The sequence below is a fragment of the Shimia aestuarii genome, from assembly GCF_900114635.1.
In the GTDB taxonomy this organism is placed as follows: domain Bacteria; phylum Pseudomonadota; class Alphaproteobacteria; order Rhodobacterales; family Rhodobacteraceae; genus Shimia; species Shimia aestuarii.
This window is the reverse complement of the sequence record NZ_FOTQ01000004.1, coordinates 95,851-117,936: the sequence shown is the minus strand read 5'-3', so window position 1 is coordinate 117,936 and position 22,086 is coordinate 95,851. Positions and strand designations below refer to the sequence as shown.

Genomic DNA, 22,086 nt, shown 5'->3' with positions numbered 1-22,086 from the left:
CTTTTCCTTCTGCTCTTCCGCCCCTATACACAGGCCCGCAAATCATACGGGACCGACACCATGACCTACCAGCCCAAATCGGATTTCCTCACCGTGATGCTCGAGCGCGGCTTTGTCGCGGATTGCACGGATTACGAGGCATTTGACACCGCCCTGACCAAGGGCGTGGTACCGGGCTATATCGGCTTTGACGCGACCGCCAAATCGCTGCATGTCGGCTCGCTGATCCAGATCATGATGCTGCGCTGGCTGCAAAAAACCGGCCACAAACCTCTGACCCTCATGGGCGGCGGCACCACCAAGGTGGGCGACCCCTCTTTCCGCGCCGACGAACGCCCGCTTCTGACTGACGAACAGATCGACGCGAACATCGCCGGCATCAAGCAGGTCTTTGCCAAATACCTCACCTATGGGGACGGCGACACAGACGCGCTGATGCTCAACAACGCGGAATGGCTCGACGATCTCAACTACCTCACCTTCCTGCGCGACATTGGCCGTCACTTTTCGGTCAACCGCATGCTCAGCTTCGAATCGGTGAAATCGCGCCTCGACCGCGAACAGTCACTCTCGTTCCTCGAATTCAACTACATGATCCTGCAGGCCTATGACTTCCTCGAACTGAACCGCCGCTATGGCTGCATGGTGCAGTTCGGCGGCTCGGATCAATGGGGCAATATCGTCAACGGCATCGACCTCACCCGCCGCGTCGATGACAATCAGGTCTTTGGCCTGACATCGCCCCTGCTGACCACCTCGGACGGCAAGAAGATGGGCAAATCTGCGGACGGCGCCGTCTGGCTCAACGCCGACATGCGCGCGCCCTACGAATTCTGGCAGTTCTGGCGCAACACCACCGACGCCGATGTCGGCCGCTTCCTCAAGCTCTACACCGAGATGCCGCTCGACGAATGTGAACGCCTCGGTGCGCTCGCAGGCTCGGAAATCAACGCCGCCAAGATCATCCTCGCCAACGAGGTGACCACGCTCTGCCACGGGGCCGACGCCGCCGCCGCCGCCGAAGCCACCGCACGCGAAGTGTTCGAGAAAGGCGGCGTGGGCGACGACCTGCCCACCCTGACGCTCACCGCCGACGACCTGCCCGCCTCGATCGTGCAGCTGATCGTGAAATCCGGCCTCGCCAAGTCGGGCAAGGAAGCCAAGCGCCTGATTGCCGAAAACGGCGCCAGGATCGACGACGCCCCGCTCACCGATGCCGGGCTGATGATCGACGCCGCCGCACTCGGCAGCCCGATCAAGCTCAGCGCAGGCAAGAAACGCCACGCGCTGGTGCAGCTCGGTTGATCGTCAGGGCCGCCCCTCACCGGCAAGGCGGCCCACCCCCCCTTTCATTTTACCGGAAATACTCCGGGGGAGTCGCGAGCTTGCTCGCCACAGGGGCAGCGCCCCCATACCCGTCCCCCGACTGCGACGCCGCGAAACACTGGACAGAACACGCCTCCCCGGCTATTTGAACACATGTTCATTTCATGATGTCCGAGGAGAGCCCCATGAAACTTGCCACCACCTGCGCCGTGATCACCGGCGGCGCCTCCGGTCTGGGCGCGGCCACTGCGCGTCATTTCGCTGAAAACGGCGCCAGGGTCGCCCTGTTTGACCTCAACGAAGAGGCCGGCACCGCCCTGGCTGCCGAACTTGGCGGCACCTTCCACAAGGTCGACGTCACCAGCGAAGACAGCGTCGCAAGCGCCATTGCCGCCGCCAAAGACGCCATGGGCAGCATCAATGCGACCGTGAATTGTGCCGGCATTGCGCCCGCCGCCACTACCATCGGCAAGAACGGCCCCCACCCGCTGCACACCTTCCAGCAAACCATCGACATCAACCTCGTCGGCTCCTTCAACGTCGCCCGTCTTGCCGCCGAGGTCATGGCCCAGAACGACCCCGAGGCCGACGGCGCGCGCGGCGTGATCATCAACACCGCCTCGATCGCCGCTATGGACGGTCAGCGCGGTCAGGCCGCCTATGCGGCCTCCAAGGGCGGCATCGTCGGCCTGTCGCTGCCCATGGCGCGTGACCTTGCCCGCTCGGGCATCCGTGTCATGGCCATCGCGCCGGGTATTTTCCTGACCCCGATGCTGCAGGGCCTCCCGCAAGAGGTCCAGGATCAACTGGCATCTGATGTCACCTGCCCGGCCCGCCTTGGCGATCCTTCCGAATACGCCCGCCTTGCCGGCTTCATCGTCGAAAACGGCTATCTCAACGGCGAAGTCATCCGCATCGACGGCGCCCTGCGCATGCAGTGATCAAGAACAAGGATGAACCGGGATGCGCAGGACAACTGCCTGCGCATCCCGGTCCATCTGTCAAAAAGTCCGTTACCGGAACATCTTCCAGCAGTGTTCGTAGCCCTGCTTGAAGTATGGCTCGAACCGACGGTCATACATACCGGCATGGCGCTCATAGGCCATGCTCATGCTCGCTTGGGCGTCGCCGGTTCCTTCATGACACCCATCGTCGTAATAGGCCCGCTCGTTTGACCCGGGTGTCGGGGCATTGTCATGGCTCGGCGGCGCGGGCCTTTTCTTGGCGTCCGCTGCGGCATTCTGGTACCCGATATCGTACCCCTCGCGATAACAATCCCCGCGGTGGTTCCATTTCAAACTCACCTTGCGGCCGTGGCTCAACGGGTTGTATTCACGCAGATGCGCCCCATCAGCCCGACCATCCCGCACACCCTTTTCATAGGCATGCTGAAAATCGGCCCCGCAATTCGTGGCGCGCGCCTGTGATGTCGAAAGCGTCAACGCCGCCGCAACCGCAGCAGCAGCAAGCAATAAAAGTTTCATGTTTCTTCCCCTCCTGTTACGCGATGAGATCGTCTCGCCTGGCAAGTGTCCACATTGGACCGCGATCTGTCAAAGAAACTTCATATTCGATCGCTGCTATGTTGGAGCGGGTTAATAGAGGGTGCGGTCCTGCGGCTTGCCCTGCGTCTCCCGGGCCAACCTGCATGAGAACTGTTCCCACAGATAACACCCTCGTCCGTTGGGCGCTTATCCGTTTTCCTTGCCTGCCAGCCCAACTTCCCGCAGGCTCCTCCCATGACCCTGCAAAACCGCGTCCAACCCACCGGAGAGATCCTCGCACACCCTGCACGCGGGCGCTTCATGGGCAATCGCGGCATCCTGCATGACACAAAGGAACTCACCCATCGGCGCTGGCGCCACAAGGCGTGGGTCTGTTGTGTTCTCAACTTCAAGGGCCGCAGGCGCACGCTCATGTCCCCCGGTCGCTACACCGAACTCTTCTTCCATGACGAAGCGGTTGCGCTCGCTGCGGGCCACCGTCCCTGCGGCGAATGCCGCCGCTCTGATTACACCTCTTTCCTTGCCGCGGCCGGGCATACTGGCCCCATCGCGGCTTTTGACGCCAAACTGCACGCGGCGCGCGCCATCCCGCGCCGCTACACCCAACGCCGCCATATGACAGAGGCCGCTACCCTGCCCGACGGCACCTTCATCCTGCACGACACCGGCCCTGCACTGCTCTGGCAGGATGCGCTTTTGCCTTTCCACCCAAGTGGCTACGGCGCACCGCAATGCCGCCCCAACGGACAGGTCACGGTTCTCACGCCCGAACCGACGCTCGCCGCTCTGCGCGCCGGGTACATACCGGATGTGGCAGGTTCACCCTAACAGCCCTTCGTTACCAAAACCTTGCGCACGATACGGTAACACTTGCCCGCAAAAGCCGACGAACACCCGCGTACCGATGCAATACCGACGTGATACCGACGTCAAACCGACGCGCAAATCCAGCAAAACAAGGGCGTTAACCTTTGAGTCGCCTATCCGGCCTACCCTTCGGCCTTTTCTTCGAGCATCAGCCATTCTTCCTCGGCAGCCGCCAGGGCCTTCTGGCGCTCGACCAGCGCCTCGGTCGCCTTCTGAAACTTCACCGGCTCTTTGGTGAACAATTCCGGGTCGGCCATGAACTCTTCCAGCTTTGCGATTTCCGCCCCCAGCCGGTCAATCACCCCGGGCAGCTCTTCCAGTCGGTGTTTCTCGGTAAAGCTCAGCCCCTCTTTCGGTGCCTTCTCCGGCTTGACCTTTTCCGCCTTGGGCTTTGTTTTCGCAACGGTTTTCGCCGGCGCGTCATCTGTGCGCTGGCGGCGGTAATCCGTCCAGCCCCCGGCATAGACCACGGCCCGTCCGTCGCCTTCCATCGCCACCGTGGTTGTCGCCACCCGGTCAAGAAAGTCCCGGTCGTGACTCACCAGCAGAACCGTGCCGTCATAGTCGTCCAGCAACTCCTGCAACAGGTCGAGCGTCTCCACATCGAGATCGTTTGTCGGTTCATCCATCACCAACAGGTTGCTTTCCTTGGCCATCAGCTTGGCCAGCAACAGACGCGCCTTTTCACCGCCAGACAGCGAGCGGACAGGCGCCCTTGCCTGACGTTCGTCGAACAGAAATTCTTTAAGGTAACCAACAACATGCTTGGGATTCCCGCGCACCATCACCTGGTCCGCCTTGCCCGAAACCCGCATCTCGGGATCGCCCGTCAGACTATCCCAAAGGCTCATCTCCGGGTCGAGCTTGCTGCGCGCCTGATCGAACACCGCGGGCAACAGGTTGGTGCCCAAGGTCACGGTCCCCGCATCCGGTTCCACTTCTCCCATCAGCATCTTGATCAGGGTCGTTTTGCCCACCCCATTCGGCCCGACAAAGGCCACCCGATCGCCGCGCTGCACCGTGATCGAGAAATTGCGCACGATGTCCTTGCCATCATAAGCCTTTGACAAAAACTTGGCATCAATCACTTTTTTCCCGGATTTCGGCCCCGCGCTCAACTCCAGCGCCGCAGCACCCTGCCGCTTGATCTGCGCCGCGCGTTCTGCCCGCAGATCCTGCAGCGCCCGCACCCGACCCATGTTGCGCTTGCGCCGCGCACTGATGCCTTCCACGGCCCACCGCGCCTCGGCCTTGATCTTTCGATTAAGCTTGTGGCGGGCCACGTCCTCGTCTTCCCAGATCTTGTCCCTCCAGGCTTCGAACCCCGCGAACCCCTTTTCCTGCCGGCGCACCATTCCCCTGTCAATCCAAAGAGTTGCGTGCGTAAGTTCACGCAGGAATGCCCGGTCGTGGCTGATCAGGACAAAGGCCGCCCGCGTCGCCTTCAGCTCTTCTTCCAGCCAGCCGATTGCCTCGATATCCAGATGGTTGGTCGGTTCGTCCAAGAGCATCAGGTCCGGTGCCTCGGCCATCAACCGCGCCAGCGCCGCGCGGCGGCGTTCACCCCCCGACGCCGTCGACACCGCGCGATCAGGATCGAATTTCAGCCCTTCGCCCGCGCGTTCCACCTTGTACATCTCGCCCGGATCAAGCCCAGCTGACGCGAACTCGCCCAATGTGGAAAACCCTGCCATGTCAGGGTCTTGCTCCATGTATCCGACGCTGATGCCCGGCGGAACCACGATGTCGCCCCGGTCCGGCTCCACCAGTCCGGCCATGACTTTCATCAGGGTCGACTTGCCGGACCCGTTCCGTCCTACAAGCGCCACCCGGTCACCGGGTTGCACCACAAGGTTCAGGTCATCAAACACCGGATCCCCGCCAAAGGTCAGGGATATGTCGCTCATCTGCAAAAGGGGTATACGTGCCATGGCCCCCGGCTAAACCGCCGCGTCGGTCCGGTCAACTGCCTTTCATCGGCCCGGATTGCTCAACCGGCAATCGCCCGTAGCAACCGCTTGCGCTCCGGGGGAATCGCCCGGATTTCCAGCCCGGTAAACACATGCAGCGTGTTCATTTGCGGATCGACCACCGCATGGTCGCTGACCCAGCCGCCCATCATCAGATAGGTCCTCAGCAAGGGCGGCATCCTCAAATGCGCTCGTTTCGGATCAGGTTTGCGCCGGAGCCGCGCCGCGAAACGGAACACGTTGGGCGCCTTCACCTTGGGCAGCCAGCGGCGCGGCGCGATATGGCGATCGCGCAGCATGGCAAACGCATCCAGGTATTCGCCAGTATCCGTGCCCGCAAATGACGAGCACCCGAACAACATTTCCACATTTTTTTCATCAACATAGGCCGTCATCGCGCCCCAGGCCACACGCAGGATGTCCGCATCCTTGAACGCCGGGTGAATACAGAACCGTCCCATTTCGACCATGGGGCCGTCAAAGGCCCTGAGCGCGCTCAACTCATAGAACTGCGCCGAATAACTGCGTTCGATCTCGTCCCCCCCATTCAAGGTAAGGAAACGGAAACAACAGACCAACTGCCCCGAGGCACCATCTTCGACAAGGATATGTGTGCAGATGTCGTCAAACGGGTCCACGTCCAATCCATCCACGCCCCCCCCAAAAAAAGCGAGGTGCCGCAGTTGCTGCGCCGCTTCGATATCAGATGTATCGCTTGCCACTCTGGCGCGATACCGCCCCCTGCTCAATGCAACCATACCCGGCCTCGCATCTGTCTCTGACCTCAATATAGTGCCAGACGCGTGACAGAGGAATGACACCGGCGATCAGCCGCCGAAGGTGGTCGGGCTGAAGTTGCCGATATTGCCGAGCAACGCCTTGATAACACTGGTTTCGGTCAACCCGTTATCCGTGATCCGCCGCACCAGTGGAACAACTTTTCCATCCTGCAACGAATAATGCTGCACGTTGCGGGCAATTCCCCGACTGTCAAAGTTGATGGCAACAACCTGGCGTTCGATGACCTCGGGTTTCATGGCACCAAAATGCCTTACCTTCGAGCGGACATAGTAATAGCCACTATCGTCCAGCACACCTCCGGCCGACGGGGTGCCAAGGGACTCGGCAACCGTGTCGCGCGTATCCACGCCCAGCGTGACCGCAGCGAGGTCTTCCGAAGACGGGACATAGCCATGGTTCCGGTACTGCGTGGTACAGGACACCGCCACCAACAGGGCCGCCCCGAAGACGATTGATTTCAGCGCTTTGCCGCGACGTGCCATGCCTGCCCTCTTGCGTTGGCCTTTTCTGCCTTCTATCCCGCTTACAGAAGGAATGCCCTCGGTTCAAGAATGGAAGCTGCCTCACATGCCCGGGAAATCAGACATCTCAGCCGTTTTTCGCGTTGCCGATCTGCCTCAGAACCGTGCCACCTCGTTTGAATTGCGCCCCGCCGCCGCGGCGCTAGAGAAGATTGCCGTGGATCTCGGGCTGCTTGGCCTGCGCAAGCTGCTGTTCAAGGGCACCTTGTCCGCCAGCGGTTCTGCCGACTGGGTCCTGCAGGCACATCTTGGGGCGACGGTGATCCAACCCTGCGTGCTGACCCTTGATCCGGTCACGACCCGACTCGAAGTCGATGTTGAACGGCACTTTCTTGCCGACATGCCCGACCTTGGTGACGAGGAAGAGGTAGAAATGCCCGAAGACGAAAATGCCGAGCCGCTTGGCACAATGATCGACGTTTCGGCGATCATGACCGAGTCGCTTGCCCTCAACCTACCGCTTTATCCGCGCAGCGAAGGGGCCGCTCTTGACGAAACAGTCTTTACAGAACCCGGCAAACAGGCCATGACCGACGAAGATGCACGCCCATTTGCCGGGCTTGCCGCGCTACGGGACAAACTGTCCGACGAGGGTGGCAAATAGGGGCTTGCGTTGCGCGAATTTCACAGTATTTTCGCGCGCTCATTGGAATTTAGAGTTGGACTCGGGCGCGCAGGTCGCGTAGAGGCTCGGGACGCTCAGGAAATCGGGTGCAATGCGCTGTCATTCACCCCAGTAAATCGAAGGTTGCGACAATGGCTGTCCAGCAGAACAAAGTATCGAAATCGCGCCGCAACAACCGCCGTGCACACGACGCCCTGGTTGCAGCGAACCCCAACGAATGCCCCAACTGCGGCGAACTCAAGCGTCCGCACCACGTGTGCGCGTCCTGCGGCCACTATGACGACCGTGAAGTCGTTGCAATGGTCGATGACGTCGATCTGGACGAAGACGCGGCATAACCTTTTCGGGATCTGCGCCCTCATGGCCGGTTTGACTCAGACAGCAAACGCGGAAGACGGGCGCACCATCGTCTCAGTTGACGCCATGGGTGGCGATCGCGGGCCGGCAGCAGTTGTTGCCGGCATTTCGCTGTCTGCCAAGAAGAACCCCGATATCGGGTTTATTCTGCATGGTGACAAACCCCAGCTGGAAAAACTGGTCGCCCGCAAGAAGCCTCTTGCTGGCCGTGTCGAGATTCGCCACGCCGAAGACGTCGTGTCTATGGAAGACAAGCCTAGCCAAGTGATGCGCCACGGAAAGAACACCTCGATGTGGTCGGCGGTGGACTGCGTGCGCAATGGCGAAGCCGATGTTTGCGTGTCCTGCGGTAATACCGGCGCCCTGATGATGCTCTCCGTGGTCCGCCTGCGCAAACTGCCCGGAGTGAACCGCCCCGCCATCGCCGTGCTCTGGCCATCGGCGAATCCCCAGGGGTTCAACATCATGCTTGATGCGGGCGCAGATATCCGCGCTGACGAACACGACCTGCTGCAATACGCGCTCATGGGGGCGTCCTATGCCCGCAACGGTATGGAGCTTCAACGCCCCCGCGTGGGTCTGCTGAACGTGGGCACCGAAGAGCACAAGGGCCGCCCGGAACTCAGGGAAGCTCACGAGCTGATCGCCCAAAACGCGGAGAGCGCCAATTTCGAGTTCGTGGGATTCGTCGAAGGCCGTGACCTGCCCGGCGATGTGGCCGACGTGATTGTCACCGACGGGTTCACCGGCAACGTAGCGCTCAAGACCGGTGAGGGCACCGCCAGCCTGATCGGGCGCCTCCTGCGCGAGGCGTTCAAATATTCGCCCCTGTCGCGTCTCGCTGCCCTGCTCGCCTATACCTCGCTCAATCGCCTGAACAAACGTATCGATCCGCGCCGGGTCAATGGCGGCGTGTTTCTTGGCCTGAACGGCACCGTGGTCAAATCACACGGCAGCTCTGACGCCACCGGCGTTTCCGCAGCCGTCAAGCTCGCTTTCAAACTTGGTCAGTCAGGCTTTTCGCAAAAGCTTGCAGCGCGGGTTGCATCCGCTGTCTCACTGCCCCAAGATACGCTGCAAAGCAGCGAAACAAATAACTAGCAAGGCATTGATATGACGACACGCGCCGTGGTGATTGGCGTAGGCCACTACTTGCCGGAACGGGTCGTTCCTAACTCCGAGTTCGAAAAATCGCTGGATACGTCGGATGAATGGATTCGCTCGCGCTCGGGAATCGAGCGCCGGCATTTCGCCGCCGAAGACGAAACCACCTCGGATCTGGCCACCTTTGCCGCACGTGCCGCATTGGAAGACGCCGGGCTGACGCCGGATGACATCGACGCAATCGTCGTCGCCACCTCGACGCCTGACCTGACCTTTCCCTCGGTCGCCACCATGCTTCAGAGCAAGCTCGGCATGACCCGTGGCTTCGGTTTCGACGTTCAGGCCGTCTGTGCCGGGTTCATCTTTGCCCTGACCAATGCCAATGCCTTGATCGTTTCGGGACAGGCCAAACGCGTGCTTGTCGTCGGCGCCGAAACATTTTCACGTATCATGGACTGGACCGACCGGGCCACCTGTGTGCTGTTTGGCGACGGCGCGGGCGCGCTCGTTCTCGAAGCGCAGGACGGCAGCGGAGAGATTTCGGACCGTGGTGTGCTGTCTTCCGATCTCAATTCGGACGGACGCTATCGCGATATGCTTTATGTCGACGGCGGCGTGTCCACCACGGGAGATTCCGGAAAATTGCGTATGCAGGGCAATGCCTTGTTCCGTCAGGCCGTCGAAAAACTGACCTCCACCGCCCACGCGGCCCTGACCAAGATCGGGCTCGATGACGACGCCGTGGACTGGATCGTTCCGCATCAGGCCAACATCCGCATCATCCAGGGGACCGCTCGCAAGATGGGCGTCCCGATGGACCGCGTCATCGTCACGGTTCAGGACCACGGAAACACCTCCGCGGCTTCCATCCCGCTGGCCATGTCGGTCGGTGTGAGCAGTGGGAAAATCAAGAAGGGCGATCTTCTTGTGGCCGAGGCAATCGGTGGCGGTTTGGCCTGGGGCGCGGTCGTTCTGCGCTGGTAGGCTCAAAAATCGCCTCTAACCCATTGGTCTGCATCAAAGATAATCGGCTGATCACAAGCCGTTTTTATTGACTCGGAAATTCCATTCCCCCTATGTTTCTAGAAACGAGGAACAGGGGGGACCGGAATGACCGGCAAGACATTGACACGCATGGATCTCAGCGAAGCGGTTTTTCGTGAGGTTGGACTTTCCCGGAACGACTCTGCACAGCTTGTCGAAAGCGTTCTGGCCCATATGTCCGATGCGCTGGTTGACGGCGAACAGGTAAAAATTTCCTCCTTCGGCACGTTCAGCGTGCGTGACAAGGCCGCCCGTGTTGGCCGCAATCCCAAGACCGGCGAAGAGGTTCCGATCAACCCGCGCCGCGTACTGACTTTCCGCCCCTCGCATCTGATGAAGGACCGCGTCGCGGCTGGAAACAAGAAGTAAGACAGGACGGCCGCCATGGGCAAATCCCGCGACGCGTTTCGAACCATCAGCGAAGTCGCTGAATGGCTGGATACCCAAGCTCATGTCCTCAGGTTCTGGGAAAGCAAGTTTCCCCAGGTGAAGCCCGTCAAACGCGCCGGGGGCCGCCGCTATTACCGCCCACAGGACATGTTGTTGCTCGGCGGGATCAAGAAACTGCTGCATGATGACGGCCTGACCATCAAGGGTGCCCAGAAGCTGCTCCGGGAAAAGGGCGTCAAATACGTCTCTGGCCTCTCCCAACCTCTTGAGGGAGAAGAAGAAACTTCCAAAACCGTCGAGGCCGCTGTCCAGCCCGCGCAACCTGTTCCCGCGCCGGTGAATGTGACGTCAGAAGCCGAAGACTACCTGCCGGAAGATGACGGGCTGCCCGAAGAGGAAGAGTATTTGCCTGAGGCCGAAAGCGCCTCCAGCGAAGAGGACGACCTGCCAGAATTGGTGCAAGCCGACGCGACGGCCCTCGCCGATACCGGGGACGACGCCGACGAAGACTCTCAGGAAGAAGACGGTGTGACCGCGCCATTTGCCACCCGCGACACCCCGCCAGCCGGGGGTATCAGCGATCTTTTCACCCACGCGCAGGACACGCTTGAAAGCGGCGCAGCGGATGGCTCGGATGACGATGACATGGCCCCGGCGGAGGATACGATCCCTGCCTTCATCAATCGTGTGACCGATCAGACCGTCGCTGACGACGGACCCGAGGACCCGGCAGATGACAGCCCCTCCGAGACGCTTTCCGCACTCGTGAACGCGGCCGACGACACACCGCCCTCCACTTCAGATCACGCGGAAGATGAGGAACTGGACGAGGCCGACGACGACGCGAAACGCCCGGCCTCGGCGCAGAACGAGTTTTCCCGCGATGCCTTCCTGATCGAACTCTCCAAGGCCGACAGAATCGCCGCCAAGGACCGCCCCCGCGCTGCGGAACTCGTGGCACAGCTCGAAGCCCTTCGCACCCGCGCCGGTGAATCCGAAACCGCGTGAGGAAAGTTGCGTTTTTGACTTGCCCCTGCCCTCAAATTCGCTATGAACAGCCCATCGTCGGGCTATGGCGCAGCCTGGTAGCGCGTCCGTCTGGGGGACGGAAGGTCGCAGGTTCGAGTCCTGCTAGCCCGACCAATCAAAACCGCCCGCTTGCCGCAAGGCACGGGCGTTTTTTGTATCCGGGGGGAAGACGATGACAGGCGTATTGCCCAGCCAAACCATTGAAAACATGCTGGTCTCTGGCGAGATCACCACAACCCACCCGGTTGTCGAGGGACAGGTGCAACCCGCCTCTCTTGATCTGCGCCTTGGGCAGGTCGCCTATCGCGTGCGCGCCTCTTTCCTTGCCGGGAACGATCGCACGGTGGCCGACCGGCTTACAGAATTCGAGATGCACCGCATCGACCTCACCGATGGGGCCGTGCTGGAAAAGGGCTGCGTCTATGTCGTGCCGCTCATGGAAGGTTTGGCGCTCCCTGACACGGTGCAGGCTGTCGCGAACGCCAAAAGCTCAACCGGTCGGCTCGACCTCCTGACCCGCACCATCACCGACGGCGGGACCGAGTTTGACCGCATCCCCCAAGGGTACACTGGCCCGCTTTACGCCGAAATCTGCCCCCGCTCTTTCTCGGTTCTGGTGCGCCCCGGCATGCGGCTCAACCAGATACGTTTCCGCGCCGGACAGAGCATCCTGACGGATGACGACCTGCGCGGCGTCCACGAGCGCACTCCCTTGGTTGATGGCGAGGCCGTGATCGGCGATGGCCTGGGCTTTTCAGTCGATCTGAAACCCGCCTCCGGCACGCTGGTCGGCTATCGCGCCAAGCCCCATACCGGGGTGATTGATCTCGACAATATCGGCCATTACGACCCGGCCGAATACTGGGAAGAACTGCACAGCTCGGACGGCCAGATCATCCTTGATCCCGGCGCGTTCTACATTCTTGTCAGCCGCGAGGCCGTGCATATCCCTCCGGCCTATGCCGCTGAAATGGCACCATTTCTGGCGATGGTTGGTGAATTCCGCGTGCATTACGCAGGCTTTTTCGACCCCGGGTTCGGCCATGACGCCGCTGGTGGCACCGGGTCACGTGGCGTTCTGGAAGTGCGCTGTCACGAAGCGCCCTTCGTGCTCGAACATGGGCAGGTCGTCGGGCGTCTGGTCTATGAACGCATGGCGGATGTCCCGGATCAGCTTTACGGCGCGGGTATTGCTTCGAACTATCAGGGCCAGGGCCTCAAACTGTCCAAGCACTTCAAAACGCCGAAAACCGCCTGACGGCGGCTTGGCAATCCCTCAAAAAGCAAGAGTTCAGAACTTGCTGGCGCGACGCGCCATGCGCATCGCCTGACGTGCGCGCTTGGTGTCCATCTTTGGACCCTGCCCGCCGCCCTGTTTCTTGCGTGGCTGGCCACGCCCGGCGCTGTCCGGAGTCGACATGGCGTTCATGCCAGCGCGAATGCCGCCATTCACGGCCTTACGCACGAACATGCGGGTGATCATGTTGACGAGTTGATTGACGTTCATGACGCCCTCCATTTCTGCTCGTCATTCAAGATAGGGATCAATTGTGCCCAGAATAAGACCACAGCCCCACCAATCAACGGATTGTCCTCAATCCTCGAACAATTCACTTTGCCCTTCAGCCGCCTCTTCGTCGTCCTCATCTGACGGTGTCAATGGCATGGCACCGGGCGGCGGGCGGTTCTCAAGCAGACCAGCCGAGCGCAGTTCCTTTAGCCCCGGCAGATCGCGCGCGCTTTCAAGGCCGAAATGGTCAAGGAACTCGGACGTCACCACAAAGGTCACGGGTCGGCCCGGCGTCATACGCCGCCGTCCAAAGCGAATCCACTCCATCTCAAGAAGCTGATCCACTGTCCCCCGGCTTACCGATACACCCCGAATCTCTTCGATTTCAGCGCGTGTGACTGGTTGGTGATAGGCTATGATTGCCAGTGTCTCGATCGCCGCCCGCGACAGCTTGCGGGTCTCGACCATCTCTTTCTGCATCAGGAACCCAAGGTCCGGCGCCGTGCGCATCGCCCAGGCATCCCCCACCTTGACCACCCGTACCCCGCGCCCTTCATAGCGCTTGCGCAGATGCACCATGGCCTCTGCGGCATCACAACCATGCGGCATGCGGGCGTTCATTTCCTTAATCGTCACCGGTTCGGCACTGGCAAACAGAATCGCTTCACACATGCGTTCCTGTTCCGCCATCGGCGGCGCTTCAAATAGGCTTTCTTCTTGGGTTTCAATGCCTTCAGACATAACCTTCATCTTTCCTGCGCACTTGAATCGGTGCGAATGTCTCGGCCTGTCGGATCTCGACCTTGCCTTCTTTGGCCAGTTCCAGAGATGCAGCGAAGGTCGCCGCCGTGGCCGAGCGCCGTTTTTTGGGATCGCTCTCCCACCCAACGGGCAGATAGCTCAGGATATCCGTCCATGTCCCGGCAAACCCGATCATGCCCCGCATCCGCTCAAGCGCCTCTTCCATGGTGAAAACCGAATCCCGATCCATGACAAAGGGGCGAAACTCGTCCCGCGTACGAATACGCGCATAGCCCTGCATCAGGTCCAACAGCGAGGCCGAATAGGTCACCTTGCGCACCCGCGTCACGTCTTCCGGGATGCCCCGCACGAAGAAATCGCGCCCCATGCGATCCCGCGCCATCAACTTGGCCGCCACGTCCCGCATCGCCTGAAGGCGTTCCAGCTGAAAGGCCAAATGCGCCGCCAGCTCCTCGCCCGACGGCCCCTCTTCGGTTGGATCGGGAGGTAGCAAAAGACGCGACTTCAGAAACGCCAGCCACGCTGCCATGACCAGATAATCCGCCGCCAGCTCAAGCCGCAGCTGCTTGGCTTTTTCAACGAAAGCAAGATATTGCCGCGCAAGTTGCAGGATTGAGATCTTGCGAAGGTCCACCTTCTGTGTGCGCGACAGCGTCAACAACAGGTCGAGCGGCCCCTCGAACCCATCCACATCCACGATCAGGGCTTCCGCTGCCAATCGCTCGGCAACAGAAATCTGCTGTGTTTCCTCGATATCCGCCTCGCTCATACCCCAGCCCGTTCAGAACGCTTTAAGTTCCGCAGTGAGGGCCTCAATGTCAACCTCGTCGGGCGTTTTCCGAGCGGTAAGCACGGCTTCGGCCCGCGCTTGGGCCGCTTCGCCCATCCGCCCGCTGGCCTCTGCCACCTTGATCTTTTCCGGCAAGAGGCCATTGCAATGCAAAACCACGTCGCAGCCGGCTGCAATCGCGCGCGCGGATCGCTCTGGAACGGTGCCCGAAAGGGCCTCCATCGAAATATCGTCGGTCATGATCAACCCGCCAAAGCCGATCCTGTCGCGGATCAGTTGCATCATGACCGGCGACAGTGTCGCGGGGGCCTCTTTGTCGAAAGCTTCGAACACCAGATGTGCCGTCATGCCCATTGGCAGGTCATTCAAGGCACAAAACGGCGCGAAATCCGCCTCCAACTCGGCCTCGGACGCGGTCACAAAGGGAAGATCGAAATGCGTATCAAGCACCGAACGCCCATGCCCCGGTATATGTTTGAGCACGGGCAGAACCCCGCCATGCATCAGCCCGTCCGCCACCGCGCGCCCAATGTGCGCGACTTGCGCCGGATCATCGCCGTAACAACGGGTTTTGAGGAATTCATGGGTCTCTGCACGTGCGACATCCACCATGGGGGTACAATTGGCATCAATACCCAACGCCAGCAGCTCATGCGCGATCAGACGATAGCGCAAATACATGATCCGCGCAGCCTTGTCCCCCGCGGCCTGCACGTGCTCCAACGGCGCAGGCCAGTCAGTCGCGAGCGGCGCGCGCACGCGTTGAACGCGCCCGCCTTCCTGATCTATCAGGATCGGCGCATCATGCCCGACGCTCTCACGCAGCTCTGCACAGAGGCGAATAACCTGTTCACTGTCCACGATATTGCGCGCGAACAGGATAAACCCAAAGGGGCGCACCTCTCGAAAGAAATCCCGTTCATCCGGGCGCAGCTGCGGTTCTTCGCATCCGAAGATGCACGCGCCAAATCCGCTCACCGGGTTGTCACCGGAATACAATCGGCGTTCTCCGCCTTGAGCGCTGAACACAGGCGGCGCGCATCGCTCACATCGGCAAAGCCCATGGCACGCAGACGGTAGAACACTCGCCCACCGCTCGTTGCCTTCTGGATCACGCGTGTTTTGTCGGTCAGGTAATCTTCAAAACGTGCATTCAGCTTATCCCACTCCGCGGCGGCAATCTCGGGGCTGGCAAAGGCGCCAAGCTGCACCATGCGCGTGCCAGCGGGGATTTCCGAGGCTTCAACCGCACGCGGGACGGCATCAATCGCACCTGTATCAGCCGAAGCCAGCTCGACCGGCTTCGTTTTGGTCACGGCCAGATCGGCCGGACGCGGCACCGGGCGCAAGGACCGCTTGATACCGCCCTCGATCACCGGCTTGCGTGTTTCCACCTCGGGTTCCGACGCCGCCACATCCGCCAGCGCGGTCTTGACCGGGGGCGTCTCTACTTCTTCGGTTTGGCTCAGCGGCTTGGCCCCTGCCGCCAACTGCTCGGCCAGCTCTGCGACCGACAGGCTTTCCTTGTTCTCAAGGGGGGGTGGCGCGACAATCGCTGACGCGCGCGGCGCAGGCTTGGCAGCTTTCAACTCTTCACTATCCACCGATGGCAGGTTCGACGGCGTGACCACGGCGTCATTTTCAGACAGCGCAATCGGCGGCGGCGCAAGCACCAGCCGGTCCGCAGGCTTTTCTGCCGATCCGTCCGCAGCCACCTTGTTCACGGCCAATCCCTGATGTTCGGCGGGGAGCCCCCCTGGCGTATCGGGTTTTTCCCGCATCGGTCCTTCGAGCGCGCGCACAACGGGCACACCGCTCACGTCCCGCATCAAGAGCTTGTAACCCCAGACACAGGTGCCCGCGACCAGCGCCATGGACAGGATCGCCCCGGCCCAGTTCGCAACCTTGCCAGCGTTATGAGTCTCATCCGGGTTGACGCCATGCGTCCCCAAGGGAATCTCTGCCATTATCGCCTCACTGCCACCGGCGATACGTTGTCGCCGGGGTTGTCTTGCCTTTGCCTCAACCCCGCGCGACGTGCAGCTTGTTTACCGCATCTCCTGCGCAGGAGTTACGCCAAGAATACCAAGACCAGCAGAAATAACAACGGCTACAGCCCGCGCGAGGGCGATTTTCGCCTGACTTGTGGCGGCATCACCCTCCTGGACAAAGCGCAAGGCGGGATCGTCGTTGCCCCGGTTCCAAAGCGCATGCAGCTCGCTGGCCAGTTCATAAAGGTAGAACGCCACGCGATGCGGCTCGTTCGTGCGCCCCGCGATTTCGACAAGACGCGGCCATTCAGCCAGCTTCCTGGCCACGGAAATCTCGGCCTCGTGATCCAGTTTCGACAGGTCCGCCCCGACCAGCGTAGCATCATCAGCCGCAATCCCGGCCTCTTGTGCCTTGCGCAACACCGAACACACGCGGGCATGGGCGTATTGCACATAGAACACCGGATTGTCCTTGGACTGCTCCAGAACCTTGTCGAAATCGAAATCCAGCGGCGCGTCGTTCTTGCGGGTCAGCATCACGAAACGCGTCACGTCCGGCCCCACCTGATCGACCACGTCGCGCAGCGTCACGAAATTTCCTGCGCGTTTGGACATCTTGAAAGGCTCGCCATTCTTCCACAGCTTCACCAGCTGCGTCAGCTTGATATCCAGCGGCACCTTGCCATCGCTGAGCGCCGACACGGCCGCTTTCATGCGCTTGACATAGCCACCATGGTCGGCGCCAAATACATCAATAAGAGCGTCGAACCCTCTGGAAACCTTATCATAGTGATAAGCAATATCCGGTGCAAAATAGGTCCATGCCCCGTCCGATTTCTTGACCGGACGGTCCACGTCATCACCGTGTTCCGTCGATTTGAACAGGGTCTGTTCGCGCGGTTCCCAATCCTCGGGCTTCTTGCCCTTGGGCGGCTCAAGCACGCCCTCATAGATCAGGCCCTTGTCTTCCAGCGCCTTGAGAGCCGCCTCGATCCGGCCCGTGCCGTAAAGCGACTTTTCCGAGTAGAAATTGTCCATCTCAACGCCAAGCGCCTTAAGGTCCGCACGGATCAGATCCATCATCGCCTCTGTGGCAAATTCGCGGATCTCCTCGAGCCAGACATCCTCGCCCTTGCCGACATAAGCGTCGCCGACTTTCGCCTTGAGCGCATCACCCACCGGGATCAGGTAGTCGCCCGGATAGGTGCCGTCCTCGAACGCGACCTCCTGCCCATGCGCTTCCAGATAGCGCAGGTACACCGAGCGCGCGAGCACATCGACCTGCGCGCCACCGTCGTTGATGTAATATTCGCGGGTCACGTCGAAGCCCACGAAATCGAGCAAACTGGCCAGCGCATCGCCAAATACCGCACCACGGGTGTGGCCCACATGCAGCGGCCCGGTCGGGTTGGCGGACACATATTCCACGTTCACCCGCTTGCCCTGCCCCATGGTCGAGCGCCCGAAATCACTCCCCTCTTCCAGCGCCGCCTTGACCAGCCCCTGCCACAACTCGGGGGCAAGACGCAGGTTGATAAAGCCCGGCCCGGCCACTTCCGCCGAGGTAATGCGCGCATCCCCGGCCAGGATGCTTGCCAGGTTCTGCGCAATATCGCGCGGCTTTGTCTTCGCCGGCTTGGCAAGAACCATCGCGGCATTGGTCGCCATGTCGCCATGTGCGGCATCGCGCGGTGGTTCGACCGCCACGTTGGCGAAATCCAGCTCTGCGGGCAGCGTGCCCTCGGCCTGCATGCGTTCCAGCGCGCCGATCACAAGCGCGCGCATCTCGGTAAAGAGGTTCATTTGGCCCCGTCCTTTTCGATTTGGACCGGGTTTATCACCATGGACGGTCAGGTCAATGAGGCTTGCCCAACAGGCGGTCGTGTTCCTGCAACGCAAAACGGTCCGTCATGCCCGCGATATAGTCGGAAACCTTGCGTGCCACCGCCACTTCGTCATTGCAGGCCCGCAAATCGGGGTGCCAGCGTTCCGGCAGCAGCATCGGGTCCGCCATATACAAGGGAAAAAGCGCGTTCACGACCTCTGTCACCTCCCGCCGCATCTCGACAACCGATGGCGCCCGATACATCCGGGTAAACAGAAAGCTGCGTATCTGCTTCAGGTCGGACCAAAGCGCGGGAGAAAACTGCACCACCGGCGCGCCATGGTGACGGATCTCTTCAACCGATTGCGCCCCGCTCTGTGACAGCAACCGCCGCGATGTGTCGATCACATCCGAAACCATCACCCCAAAAACCCGCCGCAGGGCCTCGTGTCGCCGCCGGATATGCTCCAGCCCCGGATAAAGCCGGTCCACCTCGGCATAGGCATCTCCGACGATCGGCAGGTCCACGATTTCCTCTTCAGTGAACAAACCGGCGCGCAACCCGTCATGCAGGTCATGGTTGTTATAGGCCACATCATCAGACAGCGCCGCAACCTGTGCCTCGGCACTGGCATGGGTGTGCAACTCAAGGTCGTGCTCGGCGTTGTAATCGGCAAGCGCATAGGGCAACTCACCTACTACCGGACCGTTATGTTTTGCAATGCCTTCAAGGGTTTCCCAGGTGAGGTTCAACCCATCAAACTCGGCATAGTGCCGCTCAAGCGAGGTCACGATTCGCACCGCCTGTGCGTTATGATCAAACCCGCCATAAGGCGCCATCAGCGCGTCCAGCGCGTCCTCTCCGGTGTGCCCGAACGGCGTATGGCCCAGATCATGCGCCAGGGCTACGGCCTCGGTCAGTTCCTGGTTCAGCCCCAGCGCCCCGGCCATGGTCCGTGCCACCTGCGCCACCTCGATGGAATGGGTCAGACGCGTGCGGAAATAATCGCCCTCATGTTCAACGAACACCTGCGTCTTGTGCTTCAGCCGCCGGAACGCGCTGGCGTGAATGATCCTGTCCCGGTCGCGCTGAAAACACGATCGGAAACTGCTTTCCTCCTCCGGAAAACGCCGTCCCCTGGCGCGCACCGGATCAGAGGCATAGGGTTCCTGCATGTCTGCTGGTCCTTGTAGCCTGTCCTTGGCCCTTCTATATTGCAGGGTGGCCCCGGTTTGAACCGGGGAAACGCGCGAAACGGCCTCAGGGTGATAAAATGCAACTGCCTCCCAAAGTGACCGAACGGGCCTTTGCCCGTCTGGCTGAAATCGGTGCCGCCTCTCAGGGGCAGGCGCTACGCGTGGCCGTCGAAGGTGGCGGTTGTTCGGGGTTCCAGTACGAGATCAAGCTTGATGAACCGCGCGAAGACGATCTGGTGCTTGAACGGGACGGCGAAAAGGTTTTGGTGGATTCCGTTTCCCTGCCATTCCTTGCCAATGCGACGATTGATTTCACCGAAGAACTGATCGGCGCCCGGTTCGTGATCAACAACCCGAACGCCACCAGTTCCTGCGGCTGCGGAACAAGCTTTTCCATGTAATTCCAAATATTTATTTGGCAAACTTTATCTTCTGACGAAGCGGCGGCCACAGCGCCATGATCCGCACTGCCCAAGGGTAAGGCTGTCCTTCCGGTTGCATCTGATCGTAGACAAGAAACACCCCCGACCCGATCACGATTGCAACACCGAGATAGATGTTCAGCTCGGGCGTTTCGCCAAAGAATACCGCGCCAAGAACCACCATCCAGACAAACTGCAGGTTCATGAGCGGTGTCACCGTGTAAGCCGCCAAAAGCCGGAGCGCGACCACCGACACCCAGCGCGCGCCGAACAGGAACAGCCCATAGGTCAGCACCCACCCGAGGTCCGCCAACGGCATTGGCTTGTAAACAAACGGCAAAGCCAGAGCCATCGACGCGGCCAAAGCAAGGTTGGGATAGAATACCTGCGCAAGCGCATTCTGTTCATGCCGCCCGATGTATCGGGCCAGAACCAGCGAGAGCGTGCCGCACACACAGGCGAACAGCGCCACCCAATGCCCCAGCGTGACAGCAGAAAGCCCGCCCGGGAACAGGCACAACATGCCAACAAATCCGGCGGCCAGCGCCAACCACGCCATAGGACGCACATGCTCACCCAGGATCGGCGCCGAGAACAACCCGGCGAATATCGGCATCATTCCAATGAAAACAAATACTTCTGCGAGGGGCAGCAGCCGGAACGCATAAAAGAACGCAACCGACCCGATCACAGTCAACCCGGACCGAAGTGCCATGGCCCTGGGGCAGATCGTCCCCAGTCCCTGCCCCCCGCCGGACAGTCGCGCCGAGGCAAGACTCAGTGCGACCACCAGAAAGCCCGACACCGCAAAAAGCTGCGGTGCCGAGTAGCCGGAGGCGATCAGCTTGGTAATCGCGTCCGCCGAGGAAATCATCAGCGTGTAAAGCACCACAAGAATGGTGCCGATCACAACCGGTCGACGCGCGGTCATCCTGCGTACTCCACCATCGTGTTGGCGCGGGCAAACCCTTGGAAAAACTCATCAAATACGTCGCTTGAGCTTTCCGCACAGGCCACGACCACCTGTGCATCCGGGCTGAGGCTCTCCAGCACGACGGGGCGCATCGCATCCCAGTCGCTAGAACGGTCCTCGTCCAGCCGGTACATGCATTCCGACAATTCGCGCAGCGCTCCACCGGCATTGTCCGGGCGGAAAAAGCCGGTGCGTTCCGCGAGGAATTCCCGCTGGAACGGCGCTTTTTCCGTCGCTGCCAGCATCCAGTTGCACACGAGGAACTCGTGATAATCATCTTGTTGTACCACATGATCGCCGGTTTCCACGGCAAACAGCGCAGTATGGCGCACCAGCCAGTTCTGCCATAGTTCCGGAACCGCGATTCCGCCAAAGCGCATCGCCACACAGACCTCTGCCAACAGATCGGCATTCTGTTCCAGCAGAGCCAGAACCCCGGTGAACTCCAGTGATTTCGCCACATCCGCGTTCAATTGCGGATCCTTGCGCCCGTATTCGGAGAGGTAGAACACCGCATGGGTCAACTCGTATGCCGCTTTCTTGTTGGGCATTGAGAATGTTGCGGACCGCGCCATGAAGCCCCGCATCCGCGCTTCCAACGTCGCGTCCTCGGGAAGCGGATCGGTACCCCGGCGCAACATCAGCCGACGCGCTTCCATACGTTGAAGATCAGACAGCTCCGCCTGGGCAAACCCTTGGTCTGAAACCCATTCACAAAGCTGCGCGCCCTTGTCACCCGGCATGCCGAGATCTTCGAGATCAAGACAGATCGACAACAGGAACCGGTAGTATTGCGGGAAAAACTGAAGCCGTTTTTCCACGTTTTCGTAAAAGCCCTGGTACGCGTCCAGTGCGGGCGCATCCACGGCCGCCCCGGTGCATTCCAGAATATTGAGCAATTCGGCATTTTCCTTGAGCCAGAACACATCGTCGCCAAAGCGGCGATGGCGGGCAAAGCTCTGCATGAGCGCGCCATGGCGCTCAGCAGGGGTTTGCCGCTGGGACGGGACGATCAGTTGCACGACATTGGACATCGGATTGTTCCTTTCTTGACCAAGGGCGCACCGCGCGCCCCGT

Annotated in this window: 24 protein-coding genes and 1 tRNA gene; 12 read left to right on the top strand and 13 right to left on the bottom strand. The window is 60.7% G+C overall.

Annotation, left to right across the window (positions count from 1 at the left end; genetic code table 11):
* The first annotated feature begins 60 nt into the window (after positions 1 to 60).
* On the top strand, positions 61 to 1,305 hold the full coding sequence (tyrS, locus tag BMZ35_RS11575; RefSeq protein WP_093094013.1) for a tyrosine--tRNA ligase: 1,245 nt from the start codon (positions 61 to 63) through the stop codon (positions 1,303 to 1,305).
* Positions 1,306 to 1,511: 206 nt separating this feature from the next.
* Positions 1,512 to 2,267 carry an SDR family NAD(P)-dependent oxidoreductase gene (locus tag BMZ35_RS11570; RefSeq protein ID WP_093094183.1) on the top strand — a complete coding sequence of 252 codons (756 nt, stop codon included), beginning with the start codon at positions 1,512 to 1,514 and terminating at the stop codon, positions 2,265 to 2,267.
* 72 nt (positions 2,268 to 2,339) lie between these two features.
* On the opposite strand, the gene BMZ35_RS11565 is transcribed toward BMZ35_RS11570, so the two are convergent.
* Positions 2,340 to 2,810: a hypothetical protein gene (locus BMZ35_RS11565; RefSeq protein ID WP_093094012.1), complete on the bottom strand. Its 471-nt coding sequence runs from the start codon at positions 2,808 to 2,810 to the stop codon at positions 2,340 to 2,342.
* A 255-nt stretch (positions 2,811 to 3,065) separates the two neighbouring features.
* Between BMZ35_RS11565 and BMZ35_RS11560 the strand changes: the two genes are divergently transcribed.
* Entirely contained in the window at positions 3,066 to 3,659 is a 594-nt protein-coding gene (locus tag BMZ35_RS11560) for a hypothetical protein (protein WP_093094011.1), read from the top strand.
* Between the two features lie 161 nt (positions 3,660 to 3,820).
* Here the strand turns inward: BMZ35_RS11560 and BMZ35_RS11555 are convergent, their stop codons facing one another.
* The 3 genes from BMZ35_RS11555 to BMZ35_RS11545 form a co-directional block, all read right to left on the bottom strand.
* The gene (locus BMZ35_RS11555; RefSeq protein WP_093094010.1) at positions 3,821 to 5,629 is read right to left on the bottom strand and encodes an ABC-F family ATP-binding cassette domain-containing protein; all 1,809 of its coding nucleotides are present in this window, start codon (positions 5,627 to 5,629) and stop codon (positions 3,821 to 3,823) included.
* 59 nt (positions 5,630 to 5,688) lie between these two features.
* A complete protein-coding gene (locus tag BMZ35_RS11550) occupies positions 5,689 to 6,426 on the bottom strand; it encodes a GNAT family N-acetyltransferase (RefSeq protein WP_093094009.1) in 738 nt (245 codons plus the stop codon).
* A 69-nt stretch (positions 6,427 to 6,495) separates the two neighbouring features.
* Positions 6,496 to 6,951, bottom strand: coding sequence for an outer membrane protein assembly factor BamE (locus tag BMZ35_RS11545; RefSeq protein WP_093094008.1), 456 nt, complete (start codon positions 6,949 to 6,951; stop codon positions 6,496 to 6,498).
* An 85-nt stretch (positions 6,952 to 7,036) separates the two neighbouring features.
* Here BMZ35_RS11545 and BMZ35_RS11540 point away from each other — a divergent pair, with 85 nt between their 5' ends.
* From BMZ35_RS11540 to BMZ35_RS11505, 8 genes are all read left to right on the top strand, one after another.
* The gene (locus BMZ35_RS11540) at positions 7,037 to 7,594 is read left to right on the top strand and encodes a YceD family protein (protein ID WP_093094007.1); all 558 of its coding nucleotides are present in this window, start codon (positions 7,037 to 7,039) and stop codon (positions 7,592 to 7,594) included.
* Between the two features lie 152 nt (positions 7,595 to 7,746).
* Positions 7,747 to 7,953, top strand: a complete 207-nt coding sequence (gene rpmF, locus BMZ35_RS11535) for a 50S ribosomal protein L32 (protein WP_093094006.1) — start codon at positions 7,747 to 7,749, stop codon at positions 7,951 to 7,953.
* Positions 7,954 to 7,975: 22 nt separating this feature from the next.
* The gene (gene plsX / locus BMZ35_RS11530; RefSeq protein WP_093094005.1) at positions 7,976 to 9,073 is read left to right on the top strand and encodes a phosphate acyltransferase PlsX; all 1,098 of its coding nucleotides are present in this window, start codon (positions 7,976 to 7,978) and stop codon (positions 9,071 to 9,073) included.
* A gap of 12 nt (positions 9,074 to 9,085) precedes the next feature.
* Positions 9,086 to 10,060 carry a beta-ketoacyl-ACP synthase III gene (locus BMZ35_RS11525; protein WP_093094004.1) on the top strand — a complete coding sequence of 325 codons (975 nt, stop codon included), beginning with the start codon at positions 9,086 to 9,088 and terminating at the stop codon, positions 10,058 to 10,060.
* 126 nt (positions 10,061 to 10,186) lie between these two features.
* Positions 10,187 to 10,489: an integration host factor subunit alpha gene (gene ihfA / locus BMZ35_RS11520; protein WP_093094003.1), complete on the top strand. Its 303-nt coding sequence runs from the start codon at positions 10,187 to 10,189 to the stop codon at positions 10,487 to 10,489.
* Between the two features lie 15 nt (positions 10,490 to 10,504).
* Positions 10,505 to 11,518 carry a MerR family transcriptional regulator gene (locus tag BMZ35_RS21115; RefSeq protein ID WP_242654772.1) on the top strand — a complete coding sequence of 338 codons (1,014 nt, stop codon included), beginning with the start codon at positions 10,505 to 10,507 and terminating at the stop codon, positions 11,516 to 11,518.
* Between the two features lie 58 nt (positions 11,519 to 11,576).
* A tRNA-Pro gene (locus BMZ35_RS11510) sits at positions 11,577 to 11,653 on the top strand.
* Between the two features lie 58 nt (positions 11,654 to 11,711).
* Positions 11,712 to 12,797 (top strand): 2'-deoxycytidine 5'-triphosphate deaminase, encoded by a 1,086-nt coding sequence (locus BMZ35_RS11505; protein WP_093094002.1) that lies wholly within the window; start codon positions 11,712 to 11,714, stop codon positions 12,795 to 12,797.
* Between the two features lie 33 nt (positions 12,798 to 12,830).
* Here BMZ35_RS11505 and BMZ35_RS11500 read toward each other — a convergent pair whose 3' ends face one another.
* The 7 genes from BMZ35_RS11500 to BMZ35_RS11470 form a co-directional block, all read right to left on the bottom strand.
* Positions 12,831 to 13,046, bottom strand: a complete 216-nt coding sequence (locus tag BMZ35_RS11500; RefSeq protein WP_131814368.1) for a hypothetical protein — start codon at positions 13,044 to 13,046, stop codon at positions 12,831 to 12,833.
* 87 nt (positions 13,047 to 13,133) lie between these two features.
* Positions 13,134 to 13,790: an SMC-Scp complex subunit ScpB gene (scpB, locus tag BMZ35_RS11495; protein WP_093094000.1), complete on the bottom strand. Its 657-nt coding sequence runs from the start codon at positions 13,788 to 13,790 to the stop codon at positions 13,134 to 13,136.
* Entirely contained in the window at positions 13,783 to 14,580 is a 798-nt protein-coding gene (locus tag BMZ35_RS11490) for a segregation and condensation protein A (RefSeq protein WP_093093999.1), read from the bottom strand. Before BMZ35_RS11490 ends, scpB begins: the two co-directional genes overlap by 8 nt.
* Positions 14,581 to 14,592: 12 nt before the next feature.
* A complete protein-coding gene (locus tag BMZ35_RS11485) occupies positions 14,593 to 15,579 on the bottom strand; it encodes a glycoside hydrolase family 3 N-terminal domain-containing protein (protein WP_093094182.1) in 987 nt (328 codons plus the stop codon).
* Positions 15,576 to 16,568, bottom strand: coding sequence for an SPOR domain-containing protein (locus BMZ35_RS11480; protein WP_093093998.1), 993 nt, complete (start codon positions 16,566 to 16,568; stop codon positions 15,576 to 15,578). The genes BMZ35_RS11485 and BMZ35_RS11480 overlap by 4 nt, the downstream gene beginning before the upstream one ends.
* Positions 16,569 to 16,649: 81 nt before the next feature.
* Complete coding sequence (argS, locus tag BMZ35_RS11475; protein WP_093093997.1) at positions 16,650 to 18,395, bottom strand: arginine--tRNA ligase; 1,746 nt, start codon at positions 18,393 to 18,395, stop codon at positions 16,650 to 16,652.
* 52 nt (positions 18,396 to 18,447) lie between these two features.
* Positions 18,448 to 19,593: a deoxyguanosinetriphosphate triphosphohydrolase gene (locus BMZ35_RS11470; RefSeq protein WP_093093996.1), complete on the bottom strand. Its 1,146-nt coding sequence runs from the start codon at positions 19,591 to 19,593 to the stop codon at positions 18,448 to 18,450.
* A 98-nt stretch (positions 19,594 to 19,691) separates the two neighbouring features.
* On the opposite strand from BMZ35_RS11470, the gene BMZ35_RS11465 reads away from it, so the two are divergent.
* Positions 19,692 to 20,015 (top strand): HesB/IscA family protein, encoded by a 324-nt coding sequence (locus tag BMZ35_RS11465; RefSeq protein ID WP_093093995.1) that lies wholly within the window; start codon positions 19,692 to 19,694, stop codon positions 20,013 to 20,015.
* A 10-nt stretch (positions 20,016 to 20,025) separates the two neighbouring features.
* On the opposite strand, the gene BMZ35_RS11460 is transcribed toward BMZ35_RS11465, so the two are convergent.
* Together BMZ35_RS11460 and BMZ35_RS11455 are read right to left on the bottom strand one after the other, a co-directional pair.
* Positions 20,026 to 20,967, bottom strand: a complete 942-nt coding sequence (locus BMZ35_RS11460; RefSeq protein ID WP_110680250.1) for a DMT family transporter — start codon at positions 20,965 to 20,967, stop codon at positions 20,026 to 20,028.
* On the bottom strand, positions 20,964 to 22,043 hold the full coding sequence (locus tag BMZ35_RS11455; protein WP_093093994.1) for a DUF6902 family protein: 1,080 nt from the start codon (positions 22,041 to 22,043) through the stop codon (positions 20,964 to 20,966). Before BMZ35_RS11455 ends, BMZ35_RS11460 begins: the two co-directional genes overlap by 4 nt.
* Positions 22,044 to 22,086 lie beyond the last annotated feature (43 nt).

What these genes read in the sequence shown, in the direction of transcription:
- plsX (WP_093094005.1), top strand. Translation starts at nt 7,976, where the DNA reads ATGGCCGGTTTGACTCAGACAGCAAACGCGGAAGACGGGCGCACCATC.
- BMZ35_RS11465 (WP_093093995.1), top strand. Translation starts at nt 19,692, where the DNA reads ATGCAACTGCCTCCCAAAGTGACCGAACGGGCCTTTGCCCGTCTGGCT.
- BMZ35_RS11560 (WP_093094011.1), top strand. Translation starts at nt 3,066, where the DNA reads ATGACCCTGCAAAACCGCGTCCAACCCACCGGAGAGATCCTCGCACAC.
- BMZ35_RS11540 (WP_093094007.1), top strand. Translation starts at nt 7,037, where the DNA reads ATGCCCGGGAAATCAGACATCTCAGCCGTTTTTCGCGTTGCCGATCTG.
- BMZ35_RS11470 (WP_093093996.1), bottom strand. Translation starts at nt 19,593, where the DNA reads ATGCAGGAACCCTATGCCTCTGATCCGGTGCGCGCCAGGGGACGGCGT.
- BMZ35_RS11545 (WP_093094008.1), bottom strand. Translation starts at nt 6,951, where the DNA reads ATGGCACGTCGCGGCAAAGCGCTGAAATCAATCGTCTTCGGGGCGGCC.
- BMZ35_RS11525 (WP_093094004.1), top strand. Translation starts at nt 9,086, where the DNA reads ATGACGACACGCGCCGTGGTGATTGGCGTAGGCCACTACTTGCCGGAA.
- scpB (WP_093094000.1), bottom strand. Translation starts at nt 13,790, where the DNA reads ATGTCTGAAGGCATTGAAACCCAAGAAGAAAGCCTATTTGAAGCGCCG.
- BMZ35_RS11490 (WP_093093999.1), bottom strand. Translation starts at nt 14,580, where the DNA reads ATGAGCGAGGCGGATATCGAGGAAACACAGCAGATTTCTGTTGCCGAG.
- rpmF (WP_093094006.1), top strand. Translation starts at nt 7,747, where the DNA reads ATGGCTGTCCAGCAGAACAAAGTATCGAAATCGCGCCGCAACAACCGC.
- BMZ35_RS11565 (WP_093094012.1), bottom strand. Translation starts at nt 2,810, where the DNA reads ATGAAACTTTTATTGCTTGCTGCTGCTGCGGTTGCGGCGGCGTTGACG.
- ihfA (WP_093094003.1), top strand. Translation starts at nt 10,187, where the DNA reads ATGACCGGCAAGACATTGACACGCATGGATCTCAGCGAAGCGGTTTTT.
- BMZ35_RS11460 (WP_110680250.1), bottom strand. Translation starts at nt 20,967, where the DNA reads ATGACCGCGCGTCGACCGGTTGTGATCGGCACCATTCTTGTGGTGCTT.
- BMZ35_RS11500 (WP_131814368.1), bottom strand. Translation starts at nt 13,046, where the DNA reads ATGAACGTCAATCAACTCGTCAACATGATCACCCGCATGTTCGTGCGT.
- BMZ35_RS21115 (WP_242654772.1), top strand. Translation starts at nt 10,505, where the DNA reads ATGGGCAAATCCCGCGACGCGTTTCGAACCATCAGCGAAGTCGCTGAA.
- BMZ35_RS11570 (WP_093094183.1), top strand. Translation starts at nt 1,512, where the DNA reads ATGAAACTTGCCACCACCTGCGCCGTGATCACCGGCGGCGCCTCCGGT.
- argS (WP_093093997.1), bottom strand. Translation starts at nt 18,395, where the DNA reads ATGAACCTCTTTACCGAGATGCGCGCGCTTGTGATCGGCGCGCTGGAA.
- BMZ35_RS11480 (WP_093093998.1), bottom strand. Translation starts at nt 16,568, where the DNA reads ATGGCAGAGATTCCCTTGGGGACGCATGGCGTCAACCCGGATGAGACT.
- BMZ35_RS11455 (WP_093093994.1), bottom strand. Translation starts at nt 22,043, where the DNA reads ATGTCCAATGTCGTGCAACTGATCGTCCCGTCCCAGCGGCAAACCCCT.
- BMZ35_RS11555 (WP_093094010.1), bottom strand. Translation starts at nt 5,629, where the DNA reads ATGGCACGTATACCCCTTTTGCAGATGAGCGACATATCCCTGACCTTT.
- tyrS (WP_093094013.1), top strand. Translation starts at nt 61, where the DNA reads ATGACCTACCAGCCCAAATCGGATTTCCTCACCGTGATGCTCGAGCGC.
- BMZ35_RS11550 (WP_093094009.1), bottom strand. Translation starts at nt 6,426, where the DNA reads ATGGTTGCATTGAGCAGGGGGCGGTATCGCGCCAGAGTGGCAAGCGAT.
- BMZ35_RS11505 (WP_093094002.1), top strand. Translation starts at nt 11,712, where the DNA reads ATGACAGGCGTATTGCCCAGCCAAACCATTGAAAACATGCTGGTCTCT.